The sequence below is a fragment of the Streptococcus sp. HMSC065E03 genome (assembly GCF_001815045.1).
GTDB lineage: Bacteria > Bacillota > Bacilli > Lactobacillales > Streptococcaceae > Streptococcus > Streptococcus parasanguinis_AD.
The window spans coordinates 66,366-91,216 of record NZ_KV818844.1 but is presented as its reverse complement, the minus strand read 5'-3'; the positions used below and the strand labels follow the sequence as shown (position 1 = coordinate 91,216).

The 24,851-nt window shown below is 41.7% G+C and carries 17 protein-coding genes; 8 read left to right on the top strand and 9 right to left on the bottom strand.

Features of this window, described 5'->3' with window-relative positions; genetic code table 11:
• Positions 1-78 precede the first annotated feature (78 nt).
• Both mutS and argR read right to left on the bottom strand, forming a co-directional pair.
• A complete protein-coding gene (mutS, locus tag HMPREF3002_RS01820) occupies positions 79-2,628 on the bottom strand; it encodes a DNA mismatch repair protein MutS (RefSeq protein ID WP_070664994.1) in 2,550 nt (849 codons plus the stop codon).
• A 131-nt stretch (positions 2,629-2,759) separates the two neighbouring features.
• Positions 2,760-3,200 (bottom strand): arginine repressor, encoded by a 441-nt coding sequence (gene argR, locus HMPREF3002_RS01815; protein ID WP_023919910.1) that lies wholly within the window; start codon positions 3,198-3,200, stop codon positions 2,760-2,762.
• 104 nt (positions 3,201-3,304) lie between these two features.
• Between argR and argS the strand changes: the two genes are divergently transcribed.
• Both argS and HMPREF3002_RS01805 read left to right on the top strand, forming a co-directional pair.
• Positions 3,305-4,993, top strand: coding sequence for an arginine--tRNA ligase (gene argS, locus HMPREF3002_RS01810; protein WP_070664992.1), 1,689 nt, complete (start codon positions 3,305-3,307; stop codon positions 4,991-4,993).
• 152 nt (positions 4,994-5,145) lie between these two features.
• On the top strand, positions 5,146-5,391 hold the full coding sequence (locus HMPREF3002_RS01805; protein ID WP_070664989.1) for a MarR family transcriptional regulator: 246 nt from the start codon (positions 5,146-5,148) through the stop codon (positions 5,389-5,391).
• 239 nt (positions 5,392-5,630) lie between these two features.
• Here HMPREF3002_RS01805 and nrdI read toward each other — a convergent pair whose 3' ends face one another.
• From nrdI to malQ, 5 genes are all read right to left on the bottom strand, one after another.
• On the bottom strand, positions 5,631-6,086 hold the full coding sequence (gene nrdI, locus HMPREF3002_RS01800; RefSeq protein WP_045760033.1) for a class Ib ribonucleoside-diphosphate reductase assembly flavoprotein NrdI: 456 nt from the start codon (positions 6,084-6,086) through the stop codon (positions 5,631-5,633).
• A gap of 61 nt (positions 6,087-6,147) precedes the next feature.
• Positions 6,148-6,663, bottom strand: a complete 516-nt coding sequence (locus HMPREF3002_RS01795) for an ABC transporter permease (protein ID WP_070664988.1) — start codon at positions 6,661-6,663, stop codon at positions 6,148-6,150.
• 425 nt (positions 6,664-7,088) lie between these two features.
• Positions 7,089-9,917: a GbpC/Spa domain-containing protein gene (locus tag HMPREF3002_RS01785; protein ID WP_070664984.1), complete on the bottom strand. Its 2,829-nt coding sequence runs from the start codon at positions 9,915-9,917 to the stop codon at positions 7,089-7,091.
• A 491-nt stretch (positions 9,918-10,408) separates the two neighbouring features.
• Positions 10,409-12,667 carry a glycogen/starch/alpha-glucan family phosphorylase gene (gene glgP, locus HMPREF3002_RS01780; protein ID WP_049471794.1) on the bottom strand — a complete coding sequence of 753 codons (2,259 nt, stop codon included), beginning with the start codon at positions 12,665-12,667 and terminating at the stop codon, positions 10,409-10,411.
• A gap of 44 nt (positions 12,668-12,711) precedes the next feature.
• A complete protein-coding gene (gene malQ / locus HMPREF3002_RS01775) occupies positions 12,712-14,241 on the bottom strand; it encodes a 4-alpha-glucanotransferase (RefSeq protein ID WP_070589841.1) in 1,530 nt (509 codons plus the stop codon).
• Between the two features lie 449 nt (positions 14,242-14,690).
• On the opposite strand from malQ, the gene HMPREF3002_RS01770 reads away from it, so the two are divergent.
• The 6 genes from HMPREF3002_RS01770 (at position 14,691) to pulA (ending at position 22,245) form a co-directional block, all read left to right on the top strand.
• Entirely contained in the window at positions 14,691-15,947 is a 1,257-nt protein-coding gene (locus HMPREF3002_RS01770) for an extracellular solute-binding protein (protein WP_070664982.1), read from the top strand.
• 132 nt (positions 15,948-16,079) lie between these two features.
• Positions 16,080-17,375, top strand: a complete 1,296-nt coding sequence (locus HMPREF3002_RS01765) for a carbohydrate ABC transporter permease (RefSeq protein ID WP_031574712.1) — start codon at positions 16,080-16,082, stop codon at positions 17,373-17,375.
• A gap of 1 nt (position 17,376) precedes the next feature.
• Positions 17,377-18,219 (top strand): sugar ABC transporter permease, encoded by an 843-nt coding sequence (locus HMPREF3002_RS01760; protein ID WP_021154117.1) that lies wholly within the window; start codon positions 17,377-17,379, stop codon positions 18,217-18,219.
• Between the two features lie 143 nt (positions 18,220-18,362).
• On the top strand, positions 18,363-19,175 hold the full coding sequence (locus HMPREF3002_RS01755) for a DUF1189 family protein (protein ID WP_070664980.1): 813 nt from the start codon (positions 18,363-18,365) through the stop codon (positions 19,173-19,175).
• An 11-nt stretch (positions 19,176-19,186) separates the two neighbouring features.
• Positions 19,187-20,170, top strand: coding sequence for a LacI family DNA-binding transcriptional regulator (locus HMPREF3002_RS01750; RefSeq protein WP_070664978.1), 984 nt, complete (start codon positions 19,187-19,189; stop codon positions 20,168-20,170).
• Positions 20,171-20,178: 8 nt separating this feature from the next.
• Positions 20,179-22,245 carry a type I pullulanase gene (gene pulA, locus HMPREF3002_RS01745; protein ID WP_070664976.1) on the top strand — a complete coding sequence of 689 codons (2,067 nt, stop codon included), beginning with the start codon at positions 20,179-20,181 and terminating at the stop codon, positions 22,243-22,245.
• 34 nt (positions 22,246-22,279) lie between these two features.
• On the opposite strand, the gene HMPREF3002_RS01740 is transcribed toward pulA, so the two are convergent.
• Positions 22,280-23,221 carry a YitT family protein gene (locus tag HMPREF3002_RS01740; RefSeq protein WP_070664974.1) on the bottom strand — a complete coding sequence of 314 codons (942 nt, stop codon included), beginning with the start codon at positions 23,219-23,221 and terminating at the stop codon, positions 22,280-22,282.
• Positions 23,222-23,296: 75 nt separating this feature from the next.
• A partial coding sequence (aspS, locus tag HMPREF3002_RS01735; protein WP_070664972.1) for an aspartate--tRNA ligase occupies positions 23,297-24,851 on the bottom strand: 1,555 nt, incomplete at its 5' end.

Sequence of the window (24,851 nt, the reverse complement as noted above, 5' to 3'; positions counted from 1 at the left end):
AAAGATGACCTAATCAACTGTGCGGGGGTGGGAAAACGAACTCTTTTTATCCAGTCAGAGTTCTTTCCCACTCCCTTTTTACAATTTCTTTTTCAATTCGGCGACTGCCATCATGACTTCCATCGGAGTCATATTGTAGAGATCCAGATTCTTCAATTCTGTGATCACTGTATTTTCTGTCTCTTCCTCAAAGAGGGACATTTGTTCAGCAACCTGTGAAGGTACTTCCTTTTTAGGGGTTGCATCCGCAAGCGGTACTTGCTGGGCTTGTCCTTCGAGCTTGGTCAAAATCGCATCCGCCCGCTTCAGCAATTCTTCTGGCAAACCAGCGATCTTGGCCACGTGAATCCCATAGGATTTATCTGCTGGGCCGGGTTCAATCTTGTGCAAGAAGGTAACCTGACCATCTCGCTCCAAGGTCGCAACATGCACATTTTCCAAACGGGACAAGGTCTCTGAGAGAGCCGTCAACTCATGGTAATGGGTCGCAAACAAGGTTTTGGCTCCGGTTCGATCATGAATGTATTCGATGATGGATTGGGCGAGGGCCATCCCATCATAGGTCGCTGTTCCCCGTCCCAACTCATCAAACAAAATCAGGGACTGGGGCGTTGCCTTGCGAATGGCATGATTGGCCTCCATCATTTCCACCATGAAGGTAGACTGACCCGATACCAGGTCATCAGCAGCTCCGATTCGAGTATAAATCGCATCAAAGATTGGCAACTCAGCCATTTGCGCTGGAACATAGGAGCCAATTTGGGCAAGAATCACAATGATCGCCAATTGGCGCATATAGGTAGACTTCCCGCTCATATTTGGCCCCGTAATCAGCTGAATATCCCGTTCTTCGTCCATAAAGATGCTATTAGGAATATAGGACTGGGCTCCCATCACTTTCTCAACAACCGGATGGCGACCTTTGTCGATCGCAATTCGCCGCTCTTCATGAAAGAGGGGACGATTCAACTGTTGTGACTCAGCGACACTGGCTAGACTTTGTAAAACATCAACCGTTGCAATCGCCTGAGCTAATTGTTGCAGACGTTGGATATACTTGCCAACTTCTTCCCGAATCCGCATAAAAATCGCATATTCCAGATTAGCAGACTTCTCACGCGCCTCTAGCATATCTCCTTCGATGCGTGCCAATTCTTCCGTACCAAAGCGTTCTGAATTTTTCAAGGTCGCCTTGCGGAAAAAGTGAGCAGGAACGTGACTCAATTGAGAATTAGTGACATGGAAATAGTAGCCATCCTTCTTGTTGTAATCGATCTTTAGACCTGTAATGCCGCTGGCTTCGCGCTCCTTAGCTTCAATCTCAGCAATCCAACCAGTACCATCCCGAAGAACGACACGGTATTGATCCAATTGCTCGTCAAACCCAGTTCGGATGATATTTCCCTCTGTAATAACAGCAGATGCTTCCGGAGCAATAGCTGAGGTAATCAAGCGGTGCAACTCAGGAAGTTCATCCAAGCGTGCAATCAAGACATCTAAGACTGGATCACCAATCCCCAGTAGAATCGACTTGATCGTCGGCACATGACCCAGAGTATCTCCCAGCTGCAAGAGATCCTTAGGGTTGATCTTGCCAAAGGAAACCCGACTCGCTAAGCGTTCAATGTCATAGACCCCTTTGAGGCTGTCGGTCAAATCGCTCCGTTCAAAGAAATGATCCATAAAGACCTGAATGATGTCCTGGCGCTCTCGAATCCGTTTCAAATCGACTAAGGGTTTCTGAATCCAGGACCGCAACAAACGACCTCCCATGGCCGTCTTGGTTTCATCCAAATACCAATACAAGCTACCATGTTTCTTCCCAGTCCGCGCATTCTCTGTCAAATCAAGACTAGCCTTGGTCGCAAAGTCCATCTGTAAGAAATCGCAAATCTCATAATGATGGGCTTTTTTGAGGTGGCTCAATTCCCGCATTTGTGTCTGGTGGACATACTGGAGAAGTTTTCCAGCCGTTTTCTTTTCTAGCTCACTCAACTGATCCCCTAAGAGTTGAACATCGTCAAGCGCCGTCTCTACATGTGACAACAAGAGATTCATCTGGCTAACAAACACACGTTCTTCCTGTTCTGGCAACTCGTAACCCAGGACCACCTCACGCGCACGTAAATTGCGGATTTCTCCACAAACCATGCTAAAGTCATTGAGGGTCGTCACCTGAAACTCCCCTGTCACCAGATCCATATAGGCTAGCCCATACTCATTTCCTGAACGATCCAAAGCAACCAGGAAGTTGTTCTCACTATCTGGCTTGGTCGAATCCACCACTGTACCCGGCGTAATCACCTGTACGACTTCACGCTTAACGACCCCCTTGGCTTCTTTGGGGTCTTCCATTTGTTCTGCAATCGCGACCTTATACCCCTGTTCAATGAGAACATCAATATACTGCTGGGCCGAGTGGTAGGGAACACCCGCCATAGGGATCGGATTCTCTGCATTTTTATTCCGTGAGGTTAAGGAAATCTCTAAAATTTGAGCCGCATTCACTGCATCTTCATAAAATAATTCGTAAAAATCTCCCATTCGAAACAGCAAAAAGGCATCCGGATAATCTTTTTTGATATCTAGATACTGCTGCATCCCAGGGGATATTTTTTCTACTGTCATACTTTTTCAATCCTTACTGTTGCACCATTTTCTGATGCAAGCTCCATAGATGAAAACAGGAGTAGATAGCTCACTATCTTCCTCCTTTTGACATCTTAACGGGGTATTTTCTTTCTTTTCAAGGGGTTTGATTACTGCATCATCCCTAAAATTTCATTTTGAATTTCAATGGCTGCCTCTTGGTCTCGACAAACAATCAAGAGGGTATTGGCCCCTGCTACTGTTCCCAAAATACGCTCATCTGACATCTCATCTACACCATTGGCCAAGAGAGCTGCTTCTCCCAGCTCTGTCCGCAAAACCAAAGTGAATTCTGCTCGTGAGACAGACTTGGCATGGCTGGACAACATAATATAAATCTCTGCCACCTCAGGCTCATTTGGCAAAATATAATACAACTGGTCTTTTCGTTTCACCTTGACTAGACCCAGATCGCGCAAATCTCGTGACAGAGTAGTTTGCGTTACAGCAATTCCTTTTGCTTCTAATCGATCCTGAATCTCTTTTTGAGTCGACAATTTTTCATTTCGAATCATTTGTTGAATCAAAAGGTGACGTTCTGTCTTTTTCATTGGACCTCCACTTTTGAATAAATATACTTTAAATTATACCAAAAAAATTGAAAATTCGCTCAGAATTGTGTTAAAATAATAGTTAAAAGGACTAAGGAGCTAATATGAATAATAAAGAACTCATTGCTAGTGAATTGGCCAAAGTGATTGACTCTCTTGACCAAGATGCTATTTTAAATTTGCTTGAACAACCAAAATCATCTGATCTTGGTGACATTGCTTTTCCAGCCTTCTCACTTGCAAAAGTGGAACGCAAGGCTCCTCAAGCAATCGCTGCAGATATTGCTGAAAAGATCGACCAAAGCGCCTTCGAAAAAGTCGTTGCAACTGGACCTTACGTGAACTTCTTCTTAGACAAATCTAAGATCTCTGATCAGGTAATCAAATCCGTCATCGAAGCAGGTGCAGACTACGGTCAACAAGACGAAGGTAAAGGTCAAAACATTACCATCGACCTTTCAAGCCCAAACATCGCAAAACCATTCTCAGTTGGTCACTTGCGCTCAACCGTTATCGGGGATGCTCTTTCAAACATCTTCCGCAAAATGGGCTACAACACGATTAAAATCAACCACTTGGGGGACTGGGGTAAACAGTTCGGTCTCTTGATGGTGGCCTACAAAAAATGGGGTAGCAAGGAAGCTGTCGAAGCCAACCCAATCGATGAATTGCTAAAACTTTACGTTCGAATCAACGCTGAAATCGAAAACGATCCTGAGCTTGATGAAGAAGGACGTAAATGGTTCAAAAAATTAGAAGATGGGGATCCAGAAGCCACTGAATTGTGGCAATGGTTCCGTGACGAAAGCTTGGTGGAATTCAACCGTATCTACAAACTCCTCGGTGTTGAGTTTGATAGCTTGAACGGAGAAGCTTTCTACAACGACAAGATGGACGAAGGGGTTCAAATCCTTGAAGACAAAGGCTTGTTGAAAGAATCTAAAGGGGCTAGCATCGTTGAGTTGGATGATGTCAACCTTCCACCAGCTATGATTAAGAAATCAGACGGTGCCACTCTTTACATCACGCGTGATATCGCAACCGCTATCTACCGTGCACGGACTTACAACTTTGTGAAAAACATCTATGCTGTAGGGCAAGAACAATCCAACCACTTCCGTCAGTTGAAAGCTGTTCTGAAGAAAATGGGATTTGACTGGAGCGATGATATGGTTCACGTTGACTTTGGTTTGGTGACTAAAAACCGCCAAAAATTGTCAACTCGTAAAGGAAATATCATCCTTCTCGAACCAACTCTTCAAGAAGCCATCTCTCGTGCCAAAGCGCAGATTGAAGAAAAGAACCCTGAATTGGAAAACAAGGAAGAAGTGGCACATGCAGTCGGTGTTGGTGCGGTTAAATTCTACGACTTGAAGACAGACCGCCGCAATGGGTATGACTTCGACCTCGAAGCTATGGTATCCTTTGAAGGAGAAACTGGACCTTACGTTCAATACGCATACGCTCGTATCCAATCAATCCTTCGCAAAGCCAACTTCACACCATCTACAGATGCGACATACAGCTTGAGCGATCCTGAAAGCTGGGAAATCATCAAGCTTCTCCAAGACTTTGCTCGTGTCGTGAAACGTGCCGCTGAAAACTATGATCCATCCTTGATCGCAAAATATGCTATCAACTTGGCTCAAGCCTTCAACAAATACTATGCACACACTCGTATCTTGGATGAAAGCCCAGAACGCGAAAGCCGTCTTGCTCTTAGCTACTCAACAGCAGTAGTCTTAAAAGAAGCCCTTCGCTTACTTGGTGTCGATGCACCTGAGAAAATGTAATTTCTTATCTATGATGGATAAGTAGAACATCTCTTATGGGAGTGAGAGGAGAAACTAAATGCGATTCAATTTAGTTCTTTCTCACTCCTTTTCTCATGCCCAATGTCTTTCATTCTCTATATTTTCAGATCCTTTATATACAGGAGAAATCTATGAATCAAACCGTTTACATCTTAATCCTCATCAGTTTAGTGATCCTCTTTTTATTTAACAAGTACGAAAGAGAAAAACTACAACGGCTCTTACAAGAGCAACTTTTGAAAGATCAAGCTTTCAAAGATAGCATCAAGGAAAAAATCCAAGAGACCGACAACATCAACGATGTCATCCACGCCATCAACAAAGACTATCGATTGGGACTCCTACTTGCTAAAGAAATCACTGAAAAATTAAAATAAGCCATAGAAGAGGAGTCATATAAAATGTGACTCCTCTTCTATTCAGTCGCAACAAATAAGGGGCTGGGACAAAAGTCCTAGCCTCTCAATTGTTTTTGGATGTCGAGCAAGATGCAGTGGTTGAGTGGGCTCTAATACGCTGATTTCATCAGCTTTTACAGCCCTACTCAACTGTGCGGATGTGGGACGATGAAATCGAATTCTAACGAATTACCGATTTCTGTCCCACTCTCTTTATTTTAAAGATGATACAAATCTTCTACAATGGCAGCTACTTTTTTAATATCTCCCAACATCCCCCGCATTTCAAAATCGGCTAACATAGGGAAACCAAAGCGTTGGCTGTATTGCTTAGCGGTTAAACAATATTGATTGTTAAAATTCCGATTGCCTGACCCAACCACTCCTAAACACTTGCTGGCGTTGTCTCCGTAAGCAATAAAATCCGCAACATCTGTCGTCAAAATTTCCACATCGCCATTGTCGACACCATTTCCACCCTCCAAATAGGTAGGCAAAAAAGTGATAAAAGGATTGGTCATTTCAAAGAAGGGCTGGCCCTCTTTGACTAGGTCTTTCACATGAACTTTCTCGATTTCAAGTCCGGGATGGGCTTCCAGCAAATAGTCACTTAAACGGCGGACAAAACTCTCTGTATTCCCACTCAGACTAATATAAACAAAGGATACTTTCATCTTTTTTCTCCAATCAAGAAGCTCTCTTATCCTCTAAGAGAGCTCCATTCAAACTTATCTATTATGCCCTAGCTTGAGCTTTTCTCAAACGCAAGGTTTTATACAAAACAATTCCAAGGAAGAGAAGAGCAAACGCCGTCAAGAGTAACAAAGCAATGGACGAAGATGCCAGATATCGTTGGCGAAGGGACGGGGTTGAAAAACTAGCTAATAGTGGACGCCCTGCAAAATAATTATAGCAAGAGAAGGCTTGACTTAACAAAATCTGCCCCATATAAGTATAATGTGCTGTTAACAGATCCTGCTTCATAAAGAGGAAATAGAAAGTTGCCAGCAAAGCAATCAGAATCAGGGAAACAAATAAAAAGGTTAGTGGAGACTGATTGAGTTGGGCTGATTTCTCATAATATGTCACATAGTCAGCCTTGTCTTGAGCCGTTGTTAAACCAAGTTGTTTCGCAAAATCATCTGTCAGCTCAAAACTCTTTGAAGCTCCAAAGGTTGAAACAGCTGAAGTTAGGGTTCCAACCGTAGAGAAAAATAACAGGATGTAAAGATAGATAGGTTTCTTTTTCATACAAACTCCTTTTCATTTCTTACACCCTATTATATCGCGATACAGATAGAAAGGCAAGCGCCTCAAAACCGTGGAAGCACTTGCCTGATCACTGATACGTTCAAATGAAATTCATTTGGAAAATAATGGGTGCAAAAGATGAAAAGCCATCGCAACTGTATCATTGGAATGATTAGAGATATAACGGAGTCCTATAAACTTTCATTCGAACACCACCAGTATACCTCATTCTCTTCTTCTTGTGTCATCCATTTCTATTCTGCTTTATTTCGACACGATTTGGTCTATAAAAGCCATTTCCTCTCCTCATCCAAAAACTATTCTGTTCTATTTCTCAACTATTTGGTCATCACTCCATCAAAAAAGCCAGAAGAACTTGCCTTCTGACTTTCTTTATTTAGATGAATGAACGAAAGAACTAAGAATTAATCTTCTTTTTTCTTGCGTGCAAGACCCAATCCAAGCAATCCAGCCATCGCACCTGCAAGAACAGCTACAGTTGAGCTTTCTGTACCTGTATTTGGAAGCGCAGGTGTTTGTGGTTGCGCAGCTTGTACAGGCTGTTCCGGAACTTCAGGAGTTGGTTCGGTTGGAACCTCTGGAGTTGGTGGAACGATTGGTGTTGGTGGAACAATTGGTGTTGGTGGGTTGTATGGAGTTGGTGGAGTTGGAGGAACTGGTGTTGGTGGGGTTGGAATATCTGTTTCCGTTACCACTTTGTTCTTATGCCATTTCACTTCAGCTTCCGGTTTCACCGGATTCGTATTTGGAACGACTTCAGGAGTCGGTGGGGTTGGCGCTTTTGGTGGAGTTGGCGCTTTTGGTTCCTTCACATCAACTGTGATCACAGTGTAGTTAGGTTCTTTTGGAGCCGTTGGACCTTTAGGTTCTTCTGGTTTGCTTGGTTCTGCAGGTAGATTTTCCACTGTAATCGTTGGTGGAGTTGGAGCCTTTGGTTCTGTTGGTTTTGTTGGCTCTTTCGGTTCTTCTCCTGGCTCTTTAGGAAGACCTACATTTGAGTTGATGGCAAACCAGTAAACCGTTGGTTGACCAGCCGCATTGGCACCATTAGCCGTAAAGACTAAGTGTCCATCTGACATCTTCAAGCCTGCTCCACCATAATAGAGGTATGGAGAAGATGGATTATCCCAACCTTCAAGAGTTGTTGAAGATTCACCGTTAAAGACAGAGCCATGTTCAATATATTGGTTATCTTTAAAGGAAGTCACTTCTTTAGTAGCAGCATCATAAGAAACACTTGAGTTTGGAATTGGAATAAATTTATTATTTCCAACATTTACAGACTCTTGGTGTTCCACGTTTTCAAATTTCTTCTTAGGCGTGAACGTAATTTGACCTGTAGTTGCATCTACTTTGTATGATCCGATAACATCATCCTTACCTTCAAAGGTAAATTCTTCTGTACCAATAGAATGAACACTTCCTGAACCCGAAGCATTTACAGTTAACGCATCCGTTACTTCTTCCTTCTCAGGTGTCGTACCAGGAACCCATTTACCTGTGTCATCTTTAACATAACCATATTTCTGAGTCACAATTTTGAGAGGGTTGTCTGCTGAAATGGAAACAGTTGCAGTACCAAAGTCTGCTTTTCCTGTTTTAACCTTCACTTCATTGTTTTCAATGCTCATGGATGAACCATCTGCATATGGATCCCAAGTTCCACGAACAGTGTTGCCATCTTTATCTTTGGCTTCTACTGTAAGGGCACGAGGTTTGTCTCCACTATCGACATAGGAAGCACCTGTCCAGTGGTTGAGCGAGTTCAAAGCGACAATGGCATTGCGTTGAGTCAAATCAAATTTATTGCCATCACCATCATAGAATTCAACATCGACAGCAACCTTAACAGGTTTGTCTTGGTCTGTTGAAGCACCCACTGTCATGGTTACCGTTGGATCTGCGTTGACTGCTGCAATCCCTTTGCCATCATTTGATGGAAGACTTAAAATCTCATAACGGTAAATCACACGTTTGATTGGATGCATATCCGTATTTTCACGCATGCTGGACTGATTCAAGTTATCATAAGTAACGACAAATTTATCGCCTTCTTTCACTTGAATGTACTCAGTTTCATTATTGGCCCAAGGACTAGTTGCTACAATATCTGAAGCTTCCAATTTATTAGAATCATATTGATGGACATTGCTTGTATTTAAACGAGCTTGAGCATCACGAGTAAGATAAGTGCTGATGCCGTCAATGGTGTGAGTTGCACCACCTTCACGTTGGAAGGTCAAATCTTGAACAGTTGAAACATTTTTAAGGTCAGCATACGCATTGTCTGTCATATATTTGTCGTATGCTTGTTTCGCGTCCGTATATTGTTTTTTGGCAACTTCGTATTCAGCTAATTTCTTTTGATAAGCAATATAATCATTTTCGTACTGTACTTTTTCTACATTGTATTTTGCAAGATCAGCTTCGTATTGAGCCTTAGCAGCATCTTCTTCTGCCTTCTTCGCTACCAATTGATCATAAGCTGCTTTATCTTTATCGTATTGCGCTTTCTTAGTTTGGTATTCTTGTAAATCTTTATCGTATTGCGCTTTCGCTGTATTGTAAACAGCCATTTCTGCATCATACTTAGCTTTTGCTTCTGCATTAGCCTTATCCGCTGCTGCTTTTTCTACTACTTTGGCATCATAAGCTGCCTTTTTAGCATTGTACTCTTCTAAAGCTTTATCATAAGCTGCCTTTTGCTGATTGTACTCTGCTACTTTCTTTTGATAATCTGCTTCTGCTTCCGCATTTCTCTTTTCAATCAATGTGATTTCTTGAGATTTTGCTTCATACTCAGCTTTGGCCTTTTTGTAGTTTTCAACGACTGTGTTGATTTCAGCTGTTTGAGCTTTATTATCTGCTTCTGCTGCTGTGATAGATGGTTGGACTTTTTCAGCTTCTTCTGTAACGGTTACACCTTCTGTAGCTGCATCAGCTTTTGCTTTTTCAAGTTCCGGTGATTCTACATAAGTAGTCGTAACTATTTTATTTCCTTCTGTCACAGTTGTAGATGTCAACTTAGAACTTGTTGCAACAGCTGCATCGCTTGTTGCTGTATCCGTAGTAGTCGCTTCAGTTGCAGGCGCTGTTGCCTCATCTGCTTTCACTTCTGCTCCGTAGGTATTAACAGTAGCTAATCCAGCGATAGCCAATGAAACAACACCGACTGATAACTTACGAATTGAAAATTTTTCCTGCTTCGAAACATGTTCACGATAGCTTTTCATTTTCAAAACTCTCCTTTTTGTTTATGTTTAAAAAAATCTCACTGTAGAGGCAAAAATATGCTACTGCCAGTTAACTCTATTGTATCACAATCAACCATTTTTAAATATTTGTCTATTTAATTTTTTATTTTACTTTAAAGATATAACAACTTGAAACGCCAAACCTTCCGGACCTTCCTCATCTTTTAGTTGAAAATATATGTAAGCACCTGTGAAAAATCCTTTATTTTCAAGGATTTTCATCCTGGTTTCTCTTTTTATAAATTTCACCGGAAGGCTTTTTTAGGGGAAGTATTTTTTTATACCAATAGATTAGATCTGAAGGTTAAAATAAAAAATTATGTAATTTTTTCCCTGCCGGCTCGGAAAAATTCAAAAAAACAACACTGTTTACAGAAGTGTCCATTCTTTAAATTCCTTCCTTTTTCTTCCCAAATAACAAGAAATGAAAAAGACCAAGGTCCTAAGAACCTTGGTCTAACAACTAATGATTAGTTTAAGTGCCAGATATCTTCATTGTACTGAGCGATCGTACGGTCAGATGAGAAGAATCCTGCTTTAGCAATGTTAACGATGACTTGATCCAACCATGCATCACGGTCTTCGTAGTCAGCCAACATACGTTCTTTGGTGACAATGTAGTCTTCCAAGTCAAGAAGAGTCATGAACCAGTCTTTGTTGATCAATTCCTTGTGAAGACGAGTCAAGCGTTCCTTGTTACCAACTGCAAGAACGGCATCGCTGATAATGAAGTCTACCAATGGTTTGATAGCTTCACGTTCATAGAAGTCCGCTGATTTGTATGCTGATTTCTCATATAGATCGATTACAGTTTCTGAATCTTCACCGAAGATGTAGATGTTGTCACGTCCAACCAATTCAGCGATTTCCACGTTGGCTCCATCCATCGTACCAAGTGTCAATGCACCATTCAACATGAATTTCATGTTACCAGTACCTGAAGCTTCTTTCGAAGCAAGAGAGATTTGCTCAGAAATATCGCTAGCTGGGATCAAGTAGCTTGCAGCAGTTACGTTGTAGTTTTCAACCATCACCACTTGCAAGTGTGGAGCTACTGCTGGATCGTTTGCAATCACTTCAGACAAGCAAAGGATCAAGTGGATGATATCTTGTGCAATGGTGTAGGCAGGAGCTGCTTTACCACCAAAGAGAACAGTGATTGGGCGAGCAGGGATATTTCCAGCTTTGATGTCCAAGTATTTGTGGATCACATACAAAGCGTTCATTTGTTGACGTTTGTATTCGTGGAGACGTTTGATTTGGGTATCAAAGATAGAGTTAGGATTGATTTCCACACCTTGATGGTCTTTCAAGAAACGAGCCAATTTACGTTTGTTGTGAGACTTGATGTTTTCCAATTTTGCTTTGACTGCATCTTTATCTTCATAAGAAAGAAGGTCTTCCAATTTAGATGCGTCATGGTGCCAGTCACGTCCGAGGATATCATCCAAGTAGTGTGACAAGGTTGGGTTGGCATGCATGAGCCAACGACGGAATGTGATACCGTTTGTTTTGTTGTTGAATTTTTCAGGGTAAATGTCGTAGAAGGCTTTCAACTCAGAATTCTTCAAGATTTCTGTGTGAAGTGCTGCTACCCCGTTTACGCTAAATCCATAGTGGATATCCATGTGCGCCATGTGTACGCGATCATTCTCATCGATGATTTGAACAGCTGGATCTTTGTATTCAGCGCGAACACGGCGGTCCAATTCTTCAATGATTGGAACCAAGTGAGGAACCACTTCTTGCAAGAATTCAAGTGGCCATTTTTCAAGGGCTTCTGCAAGGATTGTGTGGTTAGTGTAAGCCGTCATGCTACGAACGATAGAGATGGCTTCATCCATTCCAATACCACGTTCTGTCAAAAGACGGATCAATTCAGGGATGACCATTGATGGGTGAGTATCGTTGATTTGGACAACAGCATAGTCAGCAAGGTCATGCAAGTTGCTTCCTTTTTCGATGGCTTCGTCGATGATCAATTGTGCACCGTTTGATACCATGAAGTATTGTTGGAAGATACGGAGCAATTCCCCTTGACGGTTACTATCATCTGGGTACAAGAAGAGGGTCAAGTTGCGAGCGATATCTGTCTTGTCAAAGTTAATACCATCTTCAATAATAGATGAATCAACTGAATCCAAGTCGAACAAACGCAAACGGTTCTTGGTTTCAATCTTGTAACCAGGGACATCGATATCATAAAGGGTAGAAGTCAATGTGAAGTGTGCAAATGGCACTTGGTAGCTACGGCTTGAACGAACGAGCCAGCTTTGGTCAGTCAACCATGCATTTGGAATCGTTTCTTGTTGGTTGTTTTTAAGGACTTGTTGGAACAAACCAAAGTGGTAGTTCAAACCAACCCCATCCCCTGTCAAACCAAGGCTTGAGATAGAGTCGATAAAGCAGGCTGCCAAACGTCCCAAACCACCGTTACCAAGTGATGGTTCCAATTCCACTTCTTCGACTTCGATCAAGTCTTTACCAGCATCTGACAATTCTTTTTTAACATCGTCGTAAAGACCCAAGTTGATCAAGTTGTTAGACAAGAGTTTACCGATCAAGAACTCAGCTGAGATGTAGTAAACTTTTTTCTTACCAGTATTTAATTTCTTTTGAGCGCTTGCTTGCTTCGTGTAATTTAGCAAGGCAATGTACAATTCTTCATTTGAACATTCAGCAATTGTTTTTTGATGATGATCAATCACATATTTTTGTAATGATTCCATGTTGGGAGTCTCCTTTGTTTCAACAATTTTAATAGGGGGAAAGATTATTTTTTTGCTTTCTTAACTTCTTTTTTCAAGTCTTTGTTTTCACGACGATAGATCGTAGTGAAATCAAGCAATTCTTGCTCGACAGCTGGAGTCAATTGATCCGCTGTCATTCGCCATGACCAGTTACCACCGAGAGTAGATGGGAAGTTCATCCGAGCTGAGCCATCTAACTCAAGCAAGTCTTGCATCGTAGCAATCGCCATGAAGCTGACGGAAGCAAAGACGGTGCGAAGCATAGCATGCGGTACAGATTCGTACTCTTTCCGGTTGGTATAACGAGCAAGATACTCACGAGTTGGATCGTCGATTTCATTGCGGTACCATCCAAGAACTGTGTTGTTATCATGTGTTCCAGTGTACATCACAGAGTTGTTTGGTGCCAAGTGAGGGCTATCGATACTTTCATCGTCAGGATTGAAGGCGAATTGAAGAATCTTCATTCCTGGGAAGCCAGTACGTTCGCGAAGCTCAATAACTTCATCCGTCATAAAGCCAAGGTCCTCAGCGATGATGTTCAAATCACCGAGCTCTTCCTTCACGGCTGCAAAGAGTTTGTAGCCAGGACCTTTGACCCATTTACCTGGTGCTGCAGTTTCAGAACCAGCAGGGATTTCCCAGTAAGACTCAAAACCACGGAAGTGGTCGATCCGAACGATGTCATAGATCTTGAAGCTTTCACGCAAGCGTTCAATCCACCATTGGTAGCCATCTTTGTCCATTGCTTCCCAGTCATAGATTGGGTTCCCCCAAAGTTGACCAGTTGCTGAGAACTCATCTGGCGGGCATCCTGCAATGCAAGTTGCTTTTCCGTTTTCATCTGTTTTGAAGAGATGAGGATTAGCCCACATGTCACTTGAATCTTCCGCTACATAGATTGGCATATCTCCCACAATTTCAATGTGGTGGTCGTTGGCATAAGCTTTCAAGGCCAACCATTGTTGGAAGAAGAAGAATTGAGTTACACGATGGTAAGTCAATTTATCAGCCAATTCTTCACGGTATTTAGCCAAAGCTTTTGGCTCACGCGCACGAATAGCTGCATCTGGCCACTCTGTCCAAGCTTTCAAATCAAAGTGTTCTTTAATAGCCATGTATTCTGCGAAGAGCTCCAACCAAGAAGCATTGGCTTCACAAAATTCTTGGAATTCTTTTTGATCACTTGATTTTAAGAAATTCGCAACTGCTTTTTCAAGCAAGGGACGACGTTGTTCAAAAACCTTTGCATAATCCACTTGAGTAGGATCTTGACCAAAGTCCACTCCTTTAAGGTCTGCTTCTGTTAACAAACCTTGCTCGATCAAAAGATCGAAATCAATAAAATGAGTGTTCCCAGCAAAAGCTGAGAAAGATTGGTATGGAGAATCTCCATAACTAGTTGTACCAAGCGGCAAGATTTGCCAGTAACGTTGCTTGGTCCGAACGAGGAAATCAACAAAATCATATGCTGATTGTCCGAATGATCCGATTCCGTATTGTCCAGGAAGGGAAGAAATGTGCATCAAAACACCACTTTGACGTTTTTTCATGGGTTACCACCTCTTTTTATTTCTTTGAAGCCTGCGATTCGGTGCACGGTATGGGTATCGTTGCAGAGTCGTATCCAGCTCTCAAGCGGCTCTACTCTTTGTTAAAAATCGAACAGGCGCAACTCAGTTTACGCAATTTTTACGAAAACGTTTGCGTACCATGTCATTATAAACTTTTTCCATATTTTCTGCAAGGGATTTCTTAAAAACTTTTTAACTTTTTTCAGAATGTCCTCACCCCCTTAGTGTATTCTTTCCTTTGGCTAATGTCAACAAATTTGATGCACTTTATAGAAGAAAGTTCGGAATTAAAATATTTTTAAAAAAAATTGTTTAAAACTACTTGCAAACGTTTTCGCCTTGTGATATACTTATGACGTTTTAGGAAAACGTTTGTCTAAAACGGTTTCTAATTATTATCTTTTTTTATTCTTTAGGAGGAATAAATCATGAAACGTACAATTTTACGTAGTGCTGCTGTACTTGGTACAGTTGGTTTTGCCGGCTTCTTACTTGCTGCTTGTAGCAATAGCTCATCAGGTTCTTCTGAGGCAAGTAAAGAAATCAACGTCTATGTAGACAAAGGCTACAAATCTTATGTTGAAGAAGCTGCAAAAGCTTTTGAAAAAGAAAATGGCGTAAAAATTAAAATCAAGACTGGTGATGCTCTTGGTGGATTGGATAACCTTTCTCTTGATAACCAATCTAAAAAAGCTCCAGACGTAATGATGGCTCCATACGACCGTGTAGGTGGTCTTGGTAGCGATGGTCAATTGGCTGAAGTTACATTAAACAAAGATAGCCATACAGATAAAACAACTGAAGCTCTTGTAACAAACGGTGGTAAAGTTTACGGTGCACCTGCTGTCATCGAAACTTTGGTTCTCTACTATAACAAAGATCTTGTAAGCGAAGCTCCAAAAACATTTGGTGATCTTGAAAATCTTGCAAAAGATAGCAAGTACGACTTCGCTAGCGAACCTGGTAAAACAACTGCCTTCTTAGCTGACTGGACAAACTTCTACTACACTTACGGTTTGCTTTCAGGTAATGGTGGTTATGTATTTGGTAAAGATGGTACAGATCCTAAAGATATTGGATTGAACAACCAAGGTTCTGTCGATGGTATCGAATATGCAAAAACTTGGTATGCTAAATGGCCAAAAGGTTTGCAAGATACAAAAGCTGCTGCTAACTTCATCCAAACACAATTCCAAGAAGGTAAAACAGCTGCTATCATCGATGGTCCTTGGAAAGCTGCTTCATTGAAAGAAGCTAAAGTAAACTACGGTGTCGCAACGATTCCAACTCTTCCAAACGGAAAACAATACTCTGCCTTTGGTGGTGGTAAAGCTTGGGTTATCCCTGCAGGTGCGAAAAACCTTGATGGCGCTCAAAAATTCATTGACTTCTTGACAAGTACTGACCAACAAAAAGCTTTGTTTGACAAGACCAATGAAGTTCCTGCCAACACAGAAGCTCGTAAATATGCGGTTAGCAAAAACGATGAATTGACAACTGCCGTTGTTGATCAATTCAAGAACGCTCAACCAATGCCAAATATCTCAGAAATGAGTGCGGTTTGGGATCCAGCTGCTACTATGCTTTTCGATGCTGTAAGTGGTAAAAAATCTGCAAAAGCATCTGCTGACGATGCAGTGAAATTGATTAAAGAAACCATCGAACAAAAATTCGGTAGCAAATAAGACAGTTTTTAGGTGTGAGTAAGAGGTTGGAGACAAAGTCCCAACCTCTTATGTTCAATTATCAACCTTCTACTAGATCACTGTCAAACTTGTCTTCTTGCTCTCTGGCAAGGACATTATAAGGAGATTTGAATGACTACAGAACAAAACCCTAAAAAGGCTATGTGGCTCTCTTTGATCCCGGGTCTTGGACAAATTTATAACAAACAAAAAACCAAAGGCTATATTTTTCTTGCCGTAACTGTTCTCTTTCTCGCCTATTTCCTAGGAATCGGAGTTGGAGAATTAGCGAAATTGGTTACACTTGGAACCGTCCGTGGACAAGATAATTCTCTCTTTATCTTGATTCGTGGCGCCTTCCACTTGATCATTACCATTGTTTACTTCCTATTTTATGCCTTAAATATTAAGGATGCTGGAACCGTTGCAAAACGTATCAACAATGGCATCGCTGTTCCAAAAACTGGAAAAGAAATGGTTCAAGCCATCTATGAAAATGGCTTCCCATATTTATTGATCATTCCTTCATACATTGCTATGACATTTGCGATTATCTTCCCAGTTTTAGTAACTTTGATGATCGCCTTTACCAACTACGACTTCAAACATACCGCTCCAACAACCTTGCTCGATTGGATCGGGTTCCAAAATTTCACTAATATGTGGACCTTGAGTACCTTCCGCTCAGCCTTTACATCTGTTCTTGGCTGGACCTTGATTTGGGCACTCGCAGCTTCTACTCTTCAAATCGTACTCGGTATCTTGACCGCTATTGTTGCAAACCAACCATTCGTAAAAGGAAAACGAATCTTTGGGGTTATCTTCTTGCTCCCATGGGCTGTTCCAGCCTTCATCACTATCTTAACTTTCTCAAATATGTTTAACGATAGTGTCGGTGCTATCAATGCACAAGTTATCCCATTGTTTGCGAAGATCTTCCCATTCTTAGATGGCATTTTGATTCCTTGGAAAACAGATCCTACTTGGACAAAAATTGCTTTGATTATGATGCAAGGTTGGCTCGGCTTCCCTTACATTTACGTCTTGACTTTAGGGATTCTTCAATCTATTCCAAACGATCTTTACGAAGCTGCTTATATTGATGGTGCCAACGGTTGGCAAAAATTCCGCAGCATCACTTTCCCAATGATTATGGCTGTTGCAGCTCCAACTTTGATCAGTCAGTACACCTTCAACTTTAATAACTTCTCCATCATTTACTTGTTTAACGATGGGGGACCTGGTTCTGTCGGAGGAAACGCCGGATCTACAGATATCTTGATCTCATGGATCTACAAGTTGACAACCAATTCTTCTCCTCAATATTCAATGGCCGCAGCGGTAACCTTGATTATCTCTGTGATTGTGATCTCAATCTCTATGGTTGCCTTCAAGAAACTACATGCATTTGATATGGAGGATGTATAAAATGAAAAATTCAGTTCAATTTAAACGCCGCCTCAATCATTTCTTGACTTACCTGTACATGGTGGTTCTTTCAATCGTTATCATTTATCCATTGTTGATTACGGTTCTATCAGCCTTCAAATCAGGGAATGTCAGTGCCTTTACACTTGATTTTAGTGGCAATCTTAGTTTTGATAACTTCTCAAAACTTTTCTCTGAAACTCATTATGGCACTTGGTATATGAACACCTTGGTTATCGCCATTATCACCATGATTGTACAAACAAGTATCGTTACCTTTGCAGGTTACGCATACAGCCGTTACAATTTCTTGGCGCGTAAACAAAGTTTGGTCTTCTTCTTGATTATTCAAATGGTCCCAACCATGGCAGCCCTCACAGCCTTCTTCGTTATGGCTTTGATGCTGAATGCCTTGAACCAACCTTGGTTCTTGATCTTCCTTTATGTTGGTGGTGGTATTCCAATGAATGCCTGGTTGATGAAGGGATACTTCGATACTGTTCCAATTTCCCTCGATGAATCTGCGAAATTGGATGGAGCTGGACACTTCCGTCGCTTCTGGCAAATCGTCCTCCCTCTTGTTCGTCCAATGATTGCCGTTCAAGCGCTTTGGGCTTTCATGGGGCCTTTCGGAGACTATATCTTGTCTAAATTCTTGCTTCGTGACGAAGTGAACTATACGGTAGCCGTTGGTCTTCAAACCTTTATCAGTGACCAAAAAAATCAAAAAATCGCCTTCTTTGCAGCCGGTGCTATTTTGATCGCGGTTCCAATCTGTATCTTATTCTTCTTCCTACAAAAGAACTTTGTTTCAGGCTTGACAGCTGGTGGGGATAAAGGATAAAATAGAATCTTATTTCAAGCACATTTTATTTTTAAGTTGAGGGTAGTATGGTGGATGCTTTACTACCCTTCGTTAAGAATAAAATCAATCAAAGAGACTTCTCTTTGCATTTCTGATACTCTTATGTTTAGAAAGGTCATCTTATGCCCTATCCTTTTAATTATTTCGCAAGTATCTTCAATTTCCGCTCTTCTTTTGCAAACCGCAAAAAACTGAGCTGGTTCCAAATGATTTTTACTTCTTTCTTTCTAATCTCTATCACACTATTACCTGTGGCTCTGCAAAATGCTCAACTCAAAACCTATCCTTTGACAACCTTTGTCAGCGATGTGTTTGATCCTTTATCAACAGACGTTATGAAAGATATCCAAGAACACGTCGTGATCAAAGACCAAGAGCTCACCTATACAGGGACTAACCCTGTACACAAGACTTCAAAAGGACAGGTTATCTTAGGCCAAGAGGCAAAGGCTAGTAAAGGCAAGGAGTTAACACTCCATTTTGATCGCAAACAATTGATTATCTCAAAAGAGAATAAAGAACTCGCTACAGTCTCATACCAGGCTATTAATCAAGAGAGCCTTCGGGATAAAAAAAGCTTCACTCAAGCTATCTCTAGCGATTGGTTCCGCGACAATCGACTCCCTGTCAGTCTCTTTCTCGTGATTTTCTCTGGCTTCTTGTCGACAGTCAATTATTTGATTCTCATCCTAGGGGCCTCTTTCTTCCTCTACTTGACACGAAAATCTCGACTCTTTTCACTACAAACTTTCAAGGAATGTTTCAACTGTATTCTGAATTGCTTGGGACTCCCTATTTTACTAAGTGTCCTCATCAGTTTACTATTCCATCAAGTATTTACTACGACGATCATGATCCAAAATGTCTTATTTGTACTCTATCTTGCTATGGTATTTTATAAGACCCACTTCCGTGATCCAGACTATCACCGCTAGGAGGTTTTCTCATGCGTGTTACCATCAAAGATGTGGCGAAACTCGCTGGCGTCGCGCCTTCAACTGTCACGCGCGTCATCCAAAACAAATCCACGATTAGTGATGAAACAAAAAAACGTGTCCGTGAGGCCATGGTCGAATTGGACTACCATCCCAATCTTAATGCTCGCAGCCTTGTCAGCCAATCTAGTCAAGTCATTGCTTTGGTCCTACCAATCGACAGTGACGTCTTCTACCAGAATCCTTTCTTCCCAACTGTTTTAAGAGGGATTACCCAGATCGCGTCAGACAATGATTATGCCATCCAAATCTGTACGGGGCAAAATGAAGAACGGCGGCTCGATAATCTCAAACAACTCATCTACGGAAATCGTGTAGATGGTTTGATTTTCCTTTATTCCAACCCGAATGATCCCCTCGTTGAATTTGCACTGAAGGACAAGTTTCCCTTCCTCATCCTTGGAAAGGCGGTCTCTCCTTTTGTTTCGCTAGTCGATAATGACAATATCAAGGCCGCATTTGATGCAACAGATTATTTTATTCAACAAAACTACCGAAAAATTGCTTTTATCGGGGGAAACAAAGAGCTGTTTGTGTCTCAAGACCGCTACCAAGGTTATAAAGAAGCCCTCCAAAAAGCAGGGATTCCTCTCGATGAAAAACTCGTTCATTTTTCATTTGGGTTTATGTTAGAAGATAATTCTTATCAAATGATGGAGAGTCTACCATTAACAGAACTAGATGCGATTATGACGACCGATATTCTCGTTGCTGAAGGGGTGCGCCAATACCTATTAGAACACCAGCTGACAATCCCGATTATTTCCTTTGATTCGATCAAGCCACGACTCGATATTGAAGCCTATATTGACATCAATGCGGTGGAACTCGGGCGTGAATCTGTCCGGACCATCCTTCAAATCATCAAAGATCACAAAGAAGGAAAAACCGTCTGCTACCGTCAATTGATTGACCATACCATTACGAAACTTTAGGAGTCTTTATGTCTACATTTACTGCTTATTTAGATGACCAAGACCTCATTCGTATCCAAAAGGGAGAGGAGCATATCCTTCCTTTTTATTTGAAAACGAACCAAGGTCATCTTGCCTTAATCCCTGTCAAAACGTCAAGTGCAGCGACTGACACAGGAGACTATTTCTTAAGCCCTATTCCACTTGAACTCGGAGAAGAGTACACCATCTACGATGCTACTGGAAATTCTTCTATACTCCACTATCGAAACATCGTTCGCAAACCCATTTTCGATCAAACCTTCACCTATACTGGAGAAGATTTAGGAAGTTTTTACACACCAAATCAGACGCAATTTAAATTCTGGGCACCCATTTCGCAAGATGTGACCCTTCATATCGAAGATCAGGTCTATCCAATGCATCGTACAGAAAATGGAGTCTGGGAACTTTTGCTTAAAGGGGACTGGGAAGGAGCTGCCTACCACTATGAGTTCCGTGTCAATGGCCTAGAACGTCGGATCCACGATCCCTATGCTCTATCCTCTTTAGCAAACTCTGGAGATAGCTTAGTCGTCGACCGCAAGAAGATCACACGTCCTATCACACGTGCTGCTCGTCAACTAGACCCGACAGAAGCAATCATCTACGAGATGAGCGTTCGGGACTTCTCTGTCCAAAAAGAGGCCGGCTTTAAACACCCTGGTAAGTTTAAAGGCTTGACAGAATCGCCTCAACTCAATGGTCAAATCCTTGGATTTGATTACCTTCAAAAACTTGGCATTACCCATGTACAGTTACTTCCTGTCTATGATTTCGGTAGTGTTGATGAAGAGAATCAATGGAAAGCCTACAACTGGGGTTATGATCCTGTCCAATACAATGTTCCAGAAGGTAGTTATGCCAGTGACCCCAACGATCCTTATGCACGGATTTGGGAGCTCCAAGATGCTATTGCAACCTATCACCAATCTAATCTCAGTGTTATCATGGATGTGGTCTATAATCACGTCTACCAGGCCGATGAGTATGCATTTGAACAAATCGTACCCGGTTATTTCTACCGCTATAATGCAGAAGGAGGGCGGACCAATGGAACCTTCTGTGGGAATGATGTCGCAAGTGAACGTTCCATGATAAGACACTATATCAAGCAATCCCTCAAGCAATGGGTTTCCCTCTACGGTTTTGATGGTTTTCGCTTTGACTTGATGGGAATCTTAGACATTCAAACCATGACAGAGATTGCAGAGGAGCTCCGTGAAATCTATCCTAACGTCTATCTCTATGGGGAAGGGTGGAAGATGGATACAGGCCTCTCTGAAGACCAGCTCGCTCACCAGTACAACTCAAAACGATTACCAGATTTTGGCTTTTTCAGTGATAATTTCCGGGATACGGTCAAGAGAACACTCTTAGCCGGTCACCGTTGTGATAGTCAACATCCAGCCAATGATTTTTCTAATATCCTAACAGCAAATGTCGGGAAAGTAGGACCTGCTCATTTCATCCAACCTCAACAAGCCATTCAGTACGTCGAATGCCACGACAATGCAACTGTTTTTGATTATTTCCAACTTGAAAAAGAAGAGATTCGTCTAGAGGAGAGAAAAACTCTCTCACGCCTCGCTCTTCATTTGGTATTATTATCCCAAGGTGTACCTTTTATCCATGCGGGTCAAGAACGTTACCGCACAAAAGGGCTCGAAGACAACACCTATAACTTGCCAGATAGTCTCAACCAATTGGACTGGACATCCCTTTCAAAATGCCAAGAAGAACTTGCTTTTCTTAAAGAATTGATTGCTTACCGGAAATCGCAACCTCTCCTTCGTTTGAAAAAAGGACAAGAGATTCGAGATTACTGTGATGTCAAATGGTTGTCTGATCATCATTTTATCTACACGATTGAAAAAAATCGTGAAAAAATAACGATTCTCGTTAATATCGGTGATCAGGACACGACCTATCAACATCCGAGCGATAGTCAACTGCTGTTTGCCTATCCTTATGCCAATCTCCAAACGCCTATTCCTAAAGGAAAGGAACTTTCTATTCCTGCCCATAGTTGGCTCCTTCTCCGAGAAGCTGAATAAACAAAATAAGGTCACCACAATGTGGGACCTTATTTTATTCTTCTGTTTCCACAAAGCGTCCAATGATATGAACGTTTTCTGAAATGGTGATAAAAGCCTGAGGATCAGCTTTTTTCATAATATATTTGAATTCATTAAACTCTGCACGCGTAATAACTGTCAGTAGAACTGCTTTTTCCTGATGGTTATAGGTTCCTTCTGCATTGTGGATAATGGTCGCTCCACGATGCAATTTTTTATGAATCTTTTCAATAATGGCATCCGGCTGGCTCGTTACGATCATTGCCTGCATCCGTTTTTGCTTGGTAAAGACAGCATCCGTTACTCGACTCGATACAAAGATGGTAATCATAGAGTAAAGAGCATACTTCCAACCAAAGGTCAGACCTGCAATCAACATAATGGTCCCATTGACCAAAAAGGAGATACTGCCGACATTCTTTCCTGTCCGTTTTCGAATCGTCAAACTGACAATATCCGTTCCCCCACTGGAAATGTTGTTCCGAAGAGCAAAACCAATCCCTGTCCCCATGACAACCCCACCAAACAAGGCATTCATGATCGGATCGTTGGTCAACGTAATCACTGGCACAAACTGAATAAAGAGGGAACTCATCGAAACTGTAATAAAGGTAAAGATGGTAAATTTATGTCCAATTTGATACCAAGCCACAATCATCAAAGGGATATTGATGGCATAAAAGGTCAACGAAACCGGAATCGTAAAACCTATAAAGCGATGACTCAGAACAGATAAAATCTGAGCTAGCCCTGTTGCACCACTGGAATAAACATGGCCTGGTTGAAAGAAGAAGTTGACCGCAATTGCTGATAGAAATCCATACAGCAAGGAAGCTGACACTTTTTCATCGTATTTCTCACGGGAGATGCTCTTCAGCACGCGCAATAATTTAATGTTATAAGCTAGTCGCCGCACATGATAGCGAAATAGCTTATGAAAGCGAGTTTTTTTCATTTTCAATCCATCGATTAGAAGAAAAGGAAAATCTTAGAGCAACTGATTTCTAGACTTTCCTTTTTCTCTCTTGTCCTATTCTTGCTCTGCTACTTCTACTTGAAGATTTAACTCATCCAATTGTTTTTCAGAAACGACAGAAGGAGCTTGTGTCATTGGATCTGTCGCCTTGTTATTCTTAGGAAAGGCAATGACTTCCCGAATATTATCTTCACCTGCAAGAAGCATCACGAAGCGGTCCAAACCAATCGCCAATCCTCCATGTGGTGGGAAACCGTAATCCATTGCTTCCAACAAGAACCCAAATTGTTCATTGGCAGCTTCTTTTGTAAATCCAAGCGCCTTGAACATCCGTTCTTGTAAGTCTTTATGATTAATCCGTAGGCTTCCTCCACCTAGTTCATAGCCATTTAAGACGATATCATAGGCAATTGCTCGAACTTTTGAAAGATCACCTTCCAATTCATGCTCTGTTTCAGCTTGTGGGAGTGTAAATGGATGGTGAGCAGACATATAACGGCCTTCTTCCTCTGACCATTCAAACATTGGCCAATCCACTACCCAAAGGAAGTTGTATTGATTGTTGTCAATCAAGTCAAGCTCTTTCGCAAGACGAACACGCAAAGCACCAAGCGTGGCATTGGCTACTTCAAGAGTATCTGCTACAAAGAGGACGAGATCCTTGTCTTCTAGCTGTAAAGCAGTTGTCAAGTCACTTGTCAAGTCTGTCAAGAATTTCGCAACAGGTCCGTTCAAGGCACCTTCAACATATTTCACCCAAGCAAGACCTTTTGCACCGTATTGCTTAGCAACTTCTGTCAATTTATCGATATCTTTACGAGAGTAATGATCTGCTGCACCTTTGACAACAATCGCCTTAACTGCTGGAGCTTCTGAGAAGACTTTGAAGTCTACACCCTTGACAAGTTCTGTCAAGTCTTGAAGCAACATTTCAAAACGTGTATCTGGTTTATCCGAACCATACAAGGACATGGCATCATCATAATTCATCCGTGGGAATGGGAGTGTTACCTCAATTCCCTTGGTTTCTTTCATGACACGTGCAATCAAGCCTTCTGTGATATCTTGGATTTCTTGATCACTCAAGAAAGAGGTTTCCAAGTCGACCTGTGTAAATTCAGGTTGACGGTCTCCCCGTAAATCCTCATCTCGGAAACACTTCACGATTTGATAATAGCGGTCAAATCCAGCATTCATCAACAATTGTTTTGTAATCTGAGGACTTTGTGGAAGGGCATAGAAATGGCCTTTGTTGACACGGGAAGGAACCAAGTAGTCACGTGCTCCTTCTGGAGTTGACTTAGAAAGGAACGGTGTTTCCACATCAATAAACTCTAATTCATCTAAATAATTGCGGATTGAATGAGTTACTTTTGCACGGAGTTTGAGGTTTTCCAACATCTCAGGACGACGAAGGTCTAAGTAGCGGTAACGAAGACGAGTATCATCATTGGCTTCAATTCCGTCCTTGATTTCAAATGGCGTTGTTTTGGCAGTATTAAGAACCGTAATAGCCTCTACCTTAAGTTCTACTGCTCCAGTTGGCAAGTTCGGATTCGCTTGTTCACGAGCTTCCACAAGACCTGTCACTTCTACAACATAATCACTG